14 protein-coding genes are annotated in these 11,875 nt (G+C 74.1%); 5 read left to right on the top strand and 9 right to left on the bottom strand.

What is annotated here, in order from left to right:
• The 9 genes from VGL20_07400 to VGL20_07360 all read right to left on the bottom strand — a co-directional run.
• The coding region (locus tag VGL20_07400; protein ID HEY2703499.1) for an SPFH domain-containing protein at positions 1-703 on the bottom strand (703 nt) is incomplete at its 3' end.
• A 28-nt stretch (positions 704-731) separates the two neighbouring features.
• Positions 732-1,154, bottom strand: coding sequence for an NfeD family protein (locus VGL20_07395; protein HEY2703498.1), 423 nt, complete (start codon positions 1,152-1,154; stop codon positions 732-734).
• 73 nt (positions 1,155-1,227) lie between these two features.
• Positions 1,228-1,785, bottom strand: a complete 558-nt coding sequence (locus tag VGL20_07390) for a hypothetical protein (GenBank protein HEY2703497.1) — start codon at positions 1,783-1,785, stop codon at positions 1,228-1,230.
• The gene (locus tag VGL20_07385) at positions 1,782-2,720 is read right to left on the bottom strand and encodes an FAD:protein FMN transferase (GenBank protein ID HEY2703496.1); all 939 of its coding nucleotides are present in this window, start codon (positions 2,718-2,720) and stop codon (positions 1,782-1,784) included. Before VGL20_07385 ends, VGL20_07390 begins: the two co-directional genes overlap by 4 nt.
• A complete protein-coding gene (locus VGL20_07380; GenBank protein ID HEY2703495.1) occupies positions 2,717-3,268 on the bottom strand; it encodes a hypothetical protein in 552 nt (183 codons plus the stop codon). Before VGL20_07380 ends, VGL20_07385 begins: the two co-directional genes overlap by 4 nt.
• Entirely contained in the window at positions 3,265-4,503 is a 1,239-nt protein-coding gene (locus VGL20_07375) for a DUF1501 domain-containing protein (protein HEY2703494.1), read from the bottom strand. The genes VGL20_07380 and VGL20_07375 overlap by 4 nt, the downstream gene beginning before the upstream one ends.
• Before the next feature lie 8 nt (positions 4,504-4,511).
• Positions 4,512-5,960: a DUF1800 domain-containing protein gene (locus VGL20_07370; GenBank protein ID HEY2703493.1), complete on the bottom strand. Its 1,449-nt coding sequence runs from the start codon at positions 5,958-5,960 to the stop codon at positions 4,512-4,514.
• A 63-nt stretch (positions 5,961-6,023) separates the two neighbouring features.
• On the bottom strand, positions 6,024-6,794 hold the full coding sequence (locus tag VGL20_07365; protein HEY2703492.1) for a 5-oxoprolinase subunit PxpA: 771 nt from the start codon (positions 6,792-6,794) through the stop codon (positions 6,024-6,026).
• Positions 6,795-6,875: 81 nt separating this feature from the next.
• Positions 6,876-8,222 carry a DUF4214 domain-containing protein gene (locus tag VGL20_07360; protein HEY2703491.1) on the bottom strand — a complete coding sequence of 449 codons (1,347 nt, stop codon included), beginning with the start codon at positions 8,220-8,222 and terminating at the stop codon, positions 6,876-6,878.
• 136 nt (positions 8,223-8,358) lie between these two features.
• On the opposite strand from VGL20_07360, the gene pxpB reads away from it, so the two are divergent.
• The 5 genes from pxpB to VGL20_07335 form a co-directional block, all read left to right on the top strand.
• Positions 8,359-9,039 (top strand): 5-oxoprolinase subunit PxpB, encoded by a 681-nt coding sequence (pxpB, locus tag VGL20_07355; GenBank protein ID HEY2703490.1) that lies wholly within the window; start codon positions 8,359-8,361, stop codon positions 9,037-9,039.
• A 3-nt stretch (positions 9,040-9,042) separates the two neighbouring features.
• Positions 9,043-10,008 (top strand): biotin-dependent carboxyltransferase family protein, encoded by a 966-nt coding sequence (locus VGL20_07350; protein HEY2703489.1) that lies wholly within the window; start codon positions 9,043-9,045, stop codon positions 10,006-10,008.
• Between the two features lie 6 nt (positions 10,009-10,014).
• Complete coding sequence (locus VGL20_07345) at positions 10,015-10,995, top strand: NAD(P)H-quinone oxidoreductase (protein HEY2703488.1); 981 nt, start codon at positions 10,015-10,017, stop codon at positions 10,993-10,995.
• 106 nt (positions 10,996-11,101) lie between these two features.
• A complete protein-coding gene (locus tag VGL20_07340) occupies positions 11,102-11,428 on the top strand; it encodes an SCP2 sterol-binding domain-containing protein (protein ID HEY2703487.1) in 327 nt (108 codons plus the stop codon).
• A gap of 218 nt (positions 11,429-11,646) precedes the next feature.
• A partial coding sequence (locus VGL20_07335) for a transposase (GenBank protein ID HEY2703486.1) occupies positions 11,647-11,875 on the top strand: 229 nt, incomplete at its 3' end.

Genomic DNA, 11,875 nt, shown 5'->3' with positions numbered 1-11,875 from the left:
CGGCCTCGAGGATCGCCGCCTGCCGCGAACCCTCGGCGCGGAGGATCGCCGCCTGCCGCTCGCCCTCGGCCTGCTTGACCAGCGCCTGGCGCTGGCCGTCCGCGATGTTCACCGCCGACTGCTGCCTGCCCTCCGACTGGAGGATGGCGGCGCGCTTCTCCTGGTCGGCGGTCTTCTGCAGCGCCATCGCCTGGAGGATCTGCGCGGGCGGGGTGATGTCGACGATCTCGATCCGGTTGATGCGGATCCCCCACTTGTCGGTCACCGACTCCATCTGCTCCTGCAGCTGGACGTTGATGCGCTCGCGCTGGGAGAGCGCCTCGTCGAGGGTCAGCGAGCCGAACACGGCGCGCAGCGTGGTGCGCGCCAGCTGGTCGATGGCGACGGCGTAGTTGGAGACGCTGAACAGCGCCAGTTTCACGTCCACGACCTGGCTGAAGATGGTGGCGTTGACGGCGACGGTGACGTTGTCGCGGGTGATCACCTCCTGGCGGTCTCCGGTCCGCGGCGTCTCGCGGATGTCGACGCGGGTGAGGTTGTCGATGAACGGGAGGATCATCACCAGCCCGGGTTCGCACTGGGTGCGGAACTGGCCGAGCCGCTTGACGGCTCCCAGGTAGCCCTGCTGGATGACCTTGACCGTCTGTGCCAGCACGATGAGCACGAGGACGGCGATGGCGGCGAGGACGATCGCGGCGGTCATGGGGGTCTTCTCCTTTGCCCGGACCGGGTCACCCCGGGGGAAGGGCCGGATGCGGGTGCACCACCAGCGTGGTGCCGCGCACCGCGGCGATGGTGACGGTGCTCTGAGGCGGCAGCGGCGGCCCGCTCTCGGTGATCGCGAGCCAGCGCTCGCCGGCGAGGAGGGCGTGGCCGGGATGGTGCTCGTCACCCACCTCGTCGACGGTCAGCGCGGTCTGGCCGACCAGCTGCTGCACCCCGGGAAGGAGCATGCGCGGGTGCGACCGCATCATCGCCCGGGCGATCGGTGGGCGGGCCAGCAGCAGCCCGGCGACGGAGACGGCGCTCAGGGTGGCGAGCTGCGCCCACACCGGCAGCCCCACGGCCGCGACCACCGCCGCGGCGAGCAGCCCCACCGCCACGAAGACCGCGAAGAACGCGAGGGTGAAGGCCTCGATCCCGAGGAGGACCACTGCGACGAGGATGTAGAGCGCGACCACCTTGTACGGCCAGTGTACGGCGGCCCGCGGCGATCTGACGGACGGGTCAGGATCGGGTCGCCGGCCCCGGCTCGCCCACCCGGGCGCCGACCAGCCGGGGCAGCGCCAGGGTGGCCAGGGCGCCGACCGTGCTCCAGCCGAGCACGCTGATCCAGGTGCGGCTGAAGTCGCTGCCGGCGAGCTGGGCGTGGAGGAGGAAGATCACGAACATCGGGTAGGAGAGCAGGTGGACGGTGTGCCATCCCCGCTGGGACATCCGCCGCCGGAGCGCGCTGGTGATCCCGACCAGGAGCAGGAGGAGAAAGCCCACGGTCCCCAGCCCGACCGCCACCCGCGCGTAGCCGACCCGGAAGGGGATCAGCAGGTCGAGGACGCCGATGCGGGCGGTGCCGTCGAGCACCAGGGCGGCGACGTGCACCGCCACCAGCGGCAGCCAGAACCAGCTGAGGAACCCGTGAAGGGCGATCACCGCGCGGTTGCGGGCCAGCGGGGCGAGCAGCGCGGTGCGCACCGCCATCCCGGTGAGCAGCGAGGCGCTCAGCACGGTGAAGGCCGCGAGCGCGGCGGCGCGGGCCGCGTCCCAGAGCACGATGTCGGTGGTCATGCCACGTTCTCCAGCGGCAGCGGTGGGACGGCGGTCGGCGCCGCAGGAGCTGATCGCCTGGGGGAGGCCCCCTCGGCATCGGGCGCGTCAGCGTCCAGAGCTGACACGGAGGTGATGCGCGCGGCTCCGCGGGCGAGCGCCACCGGCACCCCCTCGGCGAGCCCGCGGATGGCGACGAGCTTGGCGAGCACCTCGGCGCGCAGGGCGTCGGAGGCGACGACGCTCACCGCGCCGGGAGCGGCGGTCGCCGGCCGCCCGGTGCGGGGGTCGACGAGGTGGTGGCCGCCCGCCCAGCTCCGGCCGGCGCGGCCGCTGGTGGCGATGCCGGCGTCGACGACGCGCACCGCCGAGCCGTCGCAGAGGCCGACCCTCCAGCCGTCGCCCTCGGGGCCGGCGCCGAGCGCCCGCAGGTCGCCGCCGAGGTTGACGGTGGCGTTCTCCAGCCGCTCGGCCAGGCGGTCGGCGAGCCAGCCCTTGCCGACCCCGCCGAGGTCGACCGCGGCGCCGGGGCGGAGCCGGGCCCAGCCCTCCCCCACCTCGAGCACGGCGTCGAGCGGCGGCACCGCCACCGCGGCGGGGGGCGCCCCCCGCACCGGGCGCCCCCGCACCGCGGCGATGGTGCGGTCGTATCCGGCGGCGACCAGGGCGGGGAGCACCGCCGCGTTCACCGCGCCGTCGCTGAGCTCGAAGGCGTCGAGGGTGACGCGGAGCAGCTCCTCGAGCAGCGGCGAGATCGCGGTGCGGGCACCGGCGGCGGCATTGAGCCGGGAGAGCTCGCTGCCGGGGTCGAAGCGGGTGAGCCGGGCCTCGAAGGCGTAGACCTCGGCGACCGCCGCGGAGACGTCCGCGTCGGTGCAGCCCCGGGCGAGCACCTCGCAGCGCGCCCCGCCGAAGGCGGTGAAGCGGTGGACGGCGAGGGGTGGCGCGGCGCTCACGAGACGTAGGTGAAGGTGATCGGCGCGCCCGAGGGGGCGGCGTCGCCGACGCTGGGGACGATCGCCTGGCCGCTGCCGGCGCCGCCACCGCCGGGCAGGCACGAGGCGCCACCGCCGGCCTTCGCGCCGGCAGCGGGCTTCTTCTTCGCCGCCGCCGCCGCGGTCCGCTGCCGCATCAGGGCGGTGACCTGCTGGCGCTGGTCGGCGGGCAGGGCGGCGATCAGCTGCCGCCGCGCCGCCGCGGTCGGCGCCTGGGCGATCTGGGCGAGCACGGCGACGAGCTGCGGGTCGGTGGCCGTGGGCGGCGCCGCAGCCGGGGCGGCGGCCGGTCTCGCGGCGGTGCCGCCGGAGCACACCGGGGTGGGCGGGATCACCAGGCCGCCGGGTGCCGCGGCCGCGGCGACCGGCGCCGAGGCCTGGCTCACCGGGGGACGCAGGGGCGCGCCGGCGGGCCGCTGGTCGGCGGCCACGCTGGCACCGGCGCCGCCGCAGACGAGCAGGGCGCCGACCCCGCCGGCGAGCTTGAGGGCGCCCGGCTGGAGGCTCACGCCGCCACCCCCCGCACCAGCGGCAGCCGGGGGAAGGTGGCGCCGAGCACCGATTCGGCGTCGCCGCCGAGCCAGTCCTGGATCACCGTCTGGTAGACGCTGCGGAAGTCGGTGGTGTACTTCAGGTTGCCGCTGTCGATCAGCGAGGTCAGCGACGGAGGCTCGCCGTGGAGGCCGCCGGCGATCGGCCTGCCGACCACCAGCACCGGCGCGGCGGCGCCGTGGTCGGTGCCCCTGCTGCCGTTCTCGGCGACCCGGCGGCCGAACTCGGACCAGGTCATCAGCACCACCCGGTCGGCCTGGCCGTGGGCCTCCATGTCCTTCATGAACGCGCCCACGGCGGTGTCGACGTAGCTCAGCAGCGCCGCCTGGCGGGTGTCCTCCTGCTGGTGGGTGTCGAAGCCGCCCAGGACCACGTGGCAGACCTTGACCGACGGCTGGGTGACGATCATCTGCGCGGTGAGCTGCAGCGCCGAGGCGAGGTCGTTCTTGCTGCCGTACACCGTCCTCTGGGCGGTGTAGGACACCGCGGGGGTGTACCTGGTCGCGTCCTGGAGCGCGGTGATGCCCGACCGCGCGGTGCTCAGGGCCTGGTCGAAGAGGGCGCCGTAGATCCCCGGCGTGCTCCGGTAGAGGGCGCCGGCGGCGACCTCGCGACCCTGCCCGCCCTGCACCCGGTAGGTCGCGGCCGACTGGATGACGCTCACCGTCGCCCCGCCGGCGCGCAGCTCGGAGGGGGTGCTGGTCTGGCCGAGGGCGCAGCCGGCCAGCGGATGACCCGCGGAGTCCAGCTGGGTGGCGAGCAGCCTGCCCAGCCAGCCGTCGGTCTGGCGGCGCTGGGGATCGGCGTACTCCCAGACGTGGAGGCCCTCGAAGTGCGAGTAGGTGGGGGTGTCGTAGCCGACGCCCTGGACGATGGCGACCTGGCCAGCGTCGTACAGCGCCTTGATCTGCGGCATCGCCGGGTTCAGCCCGACGGTGTCGTTGATCCTCAGCACCTTGTCGGCGCCGATGCCGATGGTGGGGCGGGCGGCGGCGTAGGCGGGATCGGCGAAGGGCACCACGGTGTTGAGGCCGTCGTTGCCGCCGCCCAGCTGCAGGACCACGAGGACGCGGTCGTTGTGGATGCCGTCGTTGGTGGCGGCGAGCACGCCCTTGGCGAGCACCGCCGGCACCGTCAGGCCGACCGCGGTGGAGAGCAGCCCGCTGGCGAGGAAGTCGCGTCGCGTAAACATCGTTGGTCCTACTTCAGGTGAAACTCGGGGCTGCTGAGAATCGCGTACCAGCGGTCGCTGTTGGTCGGGCTCGCGTTGAACACCGCGGCGGTGTCGGAGCTCACCACCCCGTCGAGGTGGGTGTGCACCGCCTCGACGGCGTCGGCGAGCCTGCCGCCACGGTTGACCACCGACTGGGCGAAGTTCAGCCGCGCGAGCACCGCGCTCGAGGAGACCCAGCCGGCGTTCTGCGGCCAGCCGCCCACCGTCGGCGGGTCGAGGAGCACCTGGTCCATCGACGGCCCCGCCTGGACGCACGCGGTGGCCAGATCGGTCTCGCCGGTGGCCCGCATCACCGCCACCATGTAGTCCGCCGGCGACCGCACCAGCGAGCGGTAGGCGGCGGCGGCGCGGAACTCCTCGCTGCGGAAGATCGCCCGCATCAGCGTGCGGACGTCGTAGTGGCTGGCGCGGAACTGCGACGCCACGCTGTCGACCAGGGCGGGCGACGGCTGGGGGACGGCGAAGGAGGTCAGCGCCCTGGTGGCGAGGAAGGAGGCGCAGGCGGGCTGGGCGAGGATGGCATCGACGGCCTGCTCCGGCCCGAGATTGCCGCTGTGTCCGAGGAAGGTCTTGGCGCCGCCGTCGTGCAGCCGCGGGGTGACCGCGGCGCGGAAGCTGACGCCCCGGCCGATCAGCGCGGTCAGCTGCTGCAGGTACTGCTGCTGGGTCATGCCCTTGCGTCGCGCGTAGCTCACCGGCGCGCCCGAGGCATCGACCGCCGCGATGCGGATGCCGCTGAAGGCGCGCGCGCCCTCGCGGACGTCGGCCTCGGTGTACTTGCCGGGGCCGAGGGTGAAGAGCTCCATCAGCTCGCGGCTGTAGTTCTCGTTGGGCGCCTTCGCGGTGCTCTGCTCGAGGTCGAGGTAGCGGACCATCGCCGGGTCGTAGGTGGTCGCCAGCAGCAGGCTGCGCAGGTCACCGGTGCCGAGCCGGCGGAAGAGCTGGTTCTGCTGGTACATGAAGGGGAACTGCGCCGACTTGCGGTAGTCGCTGGTGAGCAGGCCGTGCCAGAAGAGGGTCATCCGCTCGGGGAACTGCGCGGTGGTGGTCGCCATGTGCCGGTACCACCAGTCGGACACCGCGGTGTACCGGACCGTGTCCGCGGGCGCCGCGGGCACGTCGGGGTGCTGCCCGACGACCTGGTCGACGAGGTCGTCGTACGACATCGAGGCGGCGTGGTCGAGGTCGGCCGCGGAGGCGGCGAAGCCGGCACGGCGGAGCAGGTGCGCGGCGAGCGCGCGGCTGTCGCCGAGCGGGCTGGCCCAGGCGCCCATCGGACCGGCCGCGGACACCGTGGTCGCCGAGCCACCGGAGAGGTGGACGGCGAGCACCCGGAGGCCGGCGGCGCCGGCGGCGCCCACGGCGGCGGTGGCGAGAGCCTGGCGGCGGGTGAGGCGGAGGGCGGCGGAGCTCATGCCGGGAAGTCTGGGGAGCGCCGCTGAGAAATCGCGGTGACCCGGACGCTTCTCAGCGAGCTCTCAGGAAGCGCCGAAGGCGGCGACCGTGACCCCCGCGGCCTCGAGCCCGGCCCGCAGCCCCCGGGCCGTCGCCAGCGCGCCGGGAGTGTCGCCGTGGACGCAGAGGGAGTCGCACCGCAGCGGCAGCACCCGTCCCGACACGCTCACCACCGCACCCGCCTCGACGATCCGCAGGGCGCGCTCGACCACCTCGCCGGTGTCGGTGAGCAGCGCTCCGGGGCGATCGCGGAGGAGCAGGTTGCCGTCGTCGTCGTAGCCGCGGTCGGCGAACACCTCGTGGACGGCACGCAGCCCGTAGCGCTGCGCCGCGAGACCCATCTCCGACCCCGACGGCACCAGCCAGGCGAGCAGCGGGTCGAGGGCGCAGATCGCCTCGGCGACCGCGTCCGCGAGATCCACGTCGACCGCGGCGGCGTTGCTGAGGGCGCCGTGGAGCTTGACGTGGCGGAGCCGCACGCCCTCGCGGGCGGCCAGCGCCCCGAGCGCCCCGACCTGGTACACGACCATCGTCGCCAGCTCGTCGGGCGGTTCGCCGCTGAAGCGGCGGCGGCCGAAGCCGTAGAGGTCGAGGGTGCCGGGGTGGGCGCCGACGGCGACGCCGTGGCGGCGGGCCAGCGCGACCGTCCTCGCCATGATCACCGGGTCGCCGGCGTGGAACCCGCAGGCGATGCTGGTGGTGGTGACGACCTGGAGGAGCTGCTCGTCGTCGCCCATGCGCCAGGGGCCGAAGCCCTCACCGAGATCGCTGTTGAGGTCGACGCGCGCCGTCATCCTCCCAGGATGCCACGCGCCGGGCACGAGAAAGGGGGCGGGCACGGCGCCCGCCCCCCTTGACGGTTGTCGTTGGTCGGTCTAGTTGGCCTGCGTCCAGTCGTAGTACTGCTGGGAGCCGGCGAGCTGCGCGGCGAGCTGGTCGTCGTGCATGCCCCCGATGACCTGGCCCGCCCAGTAGTCCCAGGCGCTGGGAGCGGGGGTGCCGAGGTGGAACTTGGCGTACATGTTGCTGACGGTCACGTGCGCCCACTCGGTGCTGTAGACGAAGCCGAGGGTCAGCTGCCAGCGCGGGTGGCCGGTGAGGAGGTAGTCGTGCCAGAAGCCGAGGCCGGGGGAGTCGGCACCACGGCCGAGCAGCGCCCGGTAGGTCGCCTGGATGAAGGTGTCGACGTCGTTGTTGCCGAAGCTCGGGCTGAGGAAGCGCTCGTCCGACGCGACCATCGACGCCGCGATCTGCTCAGGCGACATGCCGCCGCGCATCTTGCCCGCCCAGAAGGTGGCGCCGCCGGGATCCGACCCACGACCCATCACGTTCTGGTACAGCTGGGCAACGATCGCGTTGTCGTAGTTCTGGGTCTGGGTGAAGGCGAAGGCGACGGTGGGTCGCGCCATGCCCTTGGCCAGCTGCGACGCCCAGAAGGCCTCACCGCTGGGGTCCTGGGCACCGATCATGTCGGTGTACAGGTGGTTCAGGAACCTGTCGTTCGGCTGGGCGGTGACCGTGATCGTCATCGTCCCGCTGGAGGGAGCGTAGGTGGGATCGCCGCTGTAGTTGGCGGTGATGGTGTTGGTCCCCAGCGGCAGGCTGGCGACGTTGATGCTGACCGCGCCGCCGGTGAGGGTCCGGTTGGCGGGAAGTGAGGTGCCGGGATCGGTGAAGCTGACCGAGCCGGTGGGCACGGGAGTCCCGGCGACGTGCGCGGTGATGGTCACCGGCGTGGCGCTGGGGATCGTCGCACCCAGGCTGGAGACGACACTCACGACGGCCTGGCCGGCGCCGGCGGTCACCACGTTGACGCCCACCGGCGCGGACATCGCGGAGGGCAGGAACGCCGCCGAGCCGTTGTACTTCGCCGTGAACTGGTGGCCACCCGGGGTGTTCATGGTGAACGCCGCGGTGACGCTGTTCTTCCCGCCGCTCAGGGTCTTGGTGCCGGTGGAGGCGGGGGTGATCCCCACACCGTCCAGGAAGAAGCTGACCGTCCCCGTCGGAGCCGCGCCACCGGTGTTCACGATCGCCTTGAGGCTCGCGACATGACCGGTCACCACCGTCGGCGTGGTGGTGCTCAGCGTCACCGATGCGGCGGTGGCGGCCGTCGCCGGAGCCACCGAGCGTGCGACCCCGGCCCCCAGGACCGCGCCGCCGGTGGCGAGGATGAGCAGGGCTGCCCGTCCCCGTGTCGAGATGTGTCCGAACTGCGCCATGCGAGGCACTCCCTTCCAATAATCAGGGGCCGCCGCGCCCAGGAGCGCAGCCGTCCCAGCCTTACACCGTCACTGGTAGAGAACGGGCCATACCCGCCAGTCTTGCGCTCCTCCCCAGGCCCGGCCCCCGGCATCGATGAGTTTCGTACCGTCGCAACCGACACCCCGCTTCCTCGCCGCCGCCGACGCCGCGGTGGTGGTCGAGTTCGGCGACGCCGTCGACGAGGCGCTGAGCGCCCGGGTGCTCGCCCTCGAGGCGGCGCTCCGCCGCCGGCCGCCTCCCGGGGTGGTCGAGACCGTGCCCACGCTGCGCTCGCTGCTGGTGCTCTACGACGTCCTCGTCACCGGCCACGACGCGCTGGTCGCCGCGCTCCGCGAGCTCGTGTCCGGGCCGCCGGAGGCGCCGGGCGGCGGAGGCGCGGAGTGGAGCATCCCGGTGGACTACGGCGGCGAGGCGGGGCCCGACCTCGAGGAGGTGGCCGCCGCCGCGGGGATGAGCCCGGCCGCCACGGTCGCCGCGCACACCGGCGCCCTCCACCGCGTCGCCATGCTCGGCCACCTCCCCGGCCTCCCCTACCTCACCGGCCTGCCGGCGGCGCTCGGCCTCGGCCGGCATCCCGAGCCGCGGGTGCGGGTGGCCGCCGGGTCGGTGGCGGTCGCCGGCGGGCTCACCTGCATCTACCCGGTCGCCGCCCCGGGCGGCTGGAGGATCATCGGCCGGACCCCGGCGCGCCTCTTCGACCCCGCCGCCGCCCCCCCCGCCGTGCTCGCCCCCGGCGACCGGGTGCGCTTCGTCGCCGTCGACGCGGCGGGCTGAGCCGTGGACGCGCTGCGGGTGCTCGCCCCGGGGCTGCTCACCTCCGTCCAGGACGTGGGGCGGCCGGGCCTGCGCCGCCTCGGCGTGCCCGCCGGCGGGGCCGCCGACCCCCCGACCCTCCGGCTCGCCAACCTGCTCGCCGGGAACCCCCAGGGGGCGGCGGCTCTGGAGGTCACCCACGGCGGACCCACCCTCGAGGTGCTCGCCGAGAGTGTCCGGGTGGCCCTCGCCGGCGAGTGCGCGATCGGGATCCAGGACGCCGGCGGCCACCGCGGCGAGGCGGCGGCGTGGTCATCGCTGACGCTGCGCCGCGGCGACCGGCTGCGCCTCGGGCGGGTGGCCTCCGGGCTGCGCGCCTACCTGGCGGTGGCCGGGGGCATCGCGGTCGCGCCGGTGCTGGGCTCGGCCGCCACCGACCTCCGCGGCGGCTGGGGCGGGCTGAGGGGGCGCGCGCTGCGCGCCGGCGACCTCCTCCCGCTGGCGTCCGACCGTCCCGCCGGCGGCGGCGAGACCCGCCTCGACCCGCCGCCGTGGTGGACCCGCGACGGAGCGGTCCGCGCCGTCCCCGGGCCCCAGGACGGTCACTTCACCGCCGCGGCGCTCGAGCTCCTGGCCACCGCGCAGTGGACGGTGACCCCCTCCTCCGACCGCACCGGCCTGCGCCTCGACGGCCCCGAGCTCGAGCACCGCGGCGCCGCGGAGATCGTGTCCGACGCCTGCCTGCCGGGCTCGATCCAGGTGCCCGGCAGCCGCCGCCCGATCGTGCTGCTCGCCGACGGCGGCACCACCGGCGGCTATCCGAAGATCGCCACCGTCGCCAGCGCCGACCTGGGGGCGCTGGGACGCCTGCGCCCCGGCGCCCGGCTGCGCTTCGAGCTCGTCGACGTCGCCACCGCGGAGCGGCTGCGCCGCGAGCTCGAGGCGTGGTTCGCGGCGGTCGCGCGGGGTGGGACCGGCACGCCATCATGAGCACCCGTGAGGGCGATCGTCGTCGACGCGCCGGGCGACCCCGAGGTCATGCACCTCGGTGAGGTCCCCGACCCCACCCCCGGTCCCGGCGAGGTGCTGATCCGGGCCCGTGCCACCGCGGTCAACCGCGCCGACACCCTGCAGCGCCGCGGCCTCTACCCTCCACCACCCGGGGCCTCGGAGATCATCGGCATGGAGGTCGCCGGCGAGGTCGAGGCGCTCGGCGAGGGGGTCGAGGGCTGGCGGCCTGGCGACCGGGTCATGGCCCTCCTCTCCGGCGGCGGCTACGCCGAGCGGGTGGTGGCGCCGGCCGGCCAGCTGATGCCCGTCCCCGCCGCGCTCTCCTGGACCGAGGCGGCGGCGATCCCCGAGGTGTTCCTCACCGCCCACGACAATCTCCTCACCCGCGGCCGGCTGGCCGCGGGCGAGACCGTGCTGATCCACGGCGGCGGCGGCGGCGTCGGCACCGCCGCCATCCAGCTCGCCCACCGCGCCGGCGCCCGGGTGCTGGTGACCGCGGGCTCGCCCGAGAAGCTCGAGTTCAGCCGCCGGCTCGGCGCCGACGCCGGCATCAACCACCGCGAGGAGGACTTCGTCTCCCGGGTGCGCGAGCTCACCGGCGGGCCCGGCGTCGACCTCATCCTCGACGTGATGGGCGCCTCGTACCTGGCCCGCAACCTGCAGGCGCTCGCCCCCGACGGCCGGCTGGTGATCATCGGCATGCAGGGCGGCACCAGCGCGGAGATCGACCTGAACCAGCTGCTCCGGCGCCGCCTCACGGTGATCTCCACCACCCTGCGAGGGCGGCCCGCCGAGCAGAAGGCGGCGATCGTCCGGCGCTTCGTCGAGGACGCGCTGCGGGGGTTCGAGGACGGGACGCTGCGGCCGGTGGTCGACCGCGTCCTCCCCCTCGCCGAGGCGTCCGAGGCCCACCGCGCGATGGAGGCGGGCGAGAACGTCGGCAAGCTGGTCCTGACCGTCGACTGACCGTTCGGATGGCCCTCCTCCGCCGTCCGGTACGACTCGTTCTGTACAGTAGTCGGCGACAAGCGGAACCACGGGCGCGACCCGCCCGCAGCGGAGGAACGTGCTGGTGACCACCCCTGCCGACGTCTTCACCGAGATCAACACCGGCCTGCAGGCGAACCCGTCGCGGACCGCCAACATGAACGCCATCTACCAGTTCGACCTGGCCGGCGACGACGGCGGGCAGTACCACATCATCATCAAGGACGGCACCGCCGAGGCCGGCGCCGGGGCGCCCGAGAACCCGAACATCACCATCAGCATGGCGGCCACGGACTTCGTCGCCCTGCGCGAGGGCAAGCTCGACCCGACGATGGCGTTCATGAGCGGGAAGATCAAGATCAAGGGCGACATGGGCCTTGCCATGAAGCTCCAGACGGTGCTCACCGCCTAATGGGTGTGGAGCAGCCGCCGAACCTGGCAGGCTGACCCCGAGCCACCGGCGGGTGAGCACTGTGACCTCCCGGGCGTTGAGCCCTAGAGCTAGATCGTGCCCCCGCCGGTCGGTGAGGAGACGGACGGCCGGTGGGATGTCGTGCCTCGAGCACTGATCCATTAGGGCGCCGCGGATCTCCTCAGGCTCGACGTGTCCGGCGACCTGGGAGGGCAGCGGTGATCCATCTGGGGATCGACTGGGCGGAGGCCCACCACGACCTCTGTCTGATGGACGGATCGGGAACCGTGCTGGGTAAGGGCCGGGTTCCTGACGGGCTGGAGGGTCTGCGGCGCATCCACGAGCTGATCGCGGCACACACCGACGACGCCGAGAGGGTGATCGTCGGCATCGAAACCGACCGCGGTCTTCTGGTGCAGGGCCTGGTGGCGGCCGGATACCGGGTCT

This window comes from Candidatus Dormiibacterota bacterium, assembly GCA_036495095.1.
In the GTDB taxonomy this organism is placed as follows: domain Bacteria; phylum Chloroflexota; class Dormibacteria; order Aeolococcales; family Aeolococcaceae; genus CF-96.
Note: the sequence above shows the minus strand (reverse complement) of the source record. Positions and strands in the feature narration are given on the sequence as shown.

Coding starts and splice junctions, on each gene's coding strand:
- VGL20_07365 (HEY2703492.1), bottom strand. CDS start 6,794: ATGACGGCGCGCGTCGACCTCAACAGCGATCTCGGTGAGGGCTTCGGC.
- VGL20_07375 (HEY2703494.1), bottom strand. CDS start 4,503: ATGTTTACGCGACGCGACTTCCTCGCCAGCGGGCTGCTCTCCACCGCG.
- VGL20_07390 (HEY2703497.1), bottom strand. CDS start 1,785: ATGACCACCGACATCGTGCTCTGGGACGCGGCCCGCGCCGCCGCGCTC.
- pxpB (HEY2703490.1), top strand. CDS start 8,359: ATGAGTTTCGTACCGTCGCAACCGACACCCCGCTTCCTCGCCGCCGCC.
- VGL20_07360 (HEY2703491.1), bottom strand. CDS start 8,222: ATGGCGCAGTTCGGACACATCTCGACACGGGGACGGGCAGCCCTGCTC.
- VGL20_07370 (HEY2703493.1), bottom strand. CDS start 5,960: ATGAGCTCCGCCGCCCTCCGCCTCACCCGCCGCCAGGCTCTCGCCACC.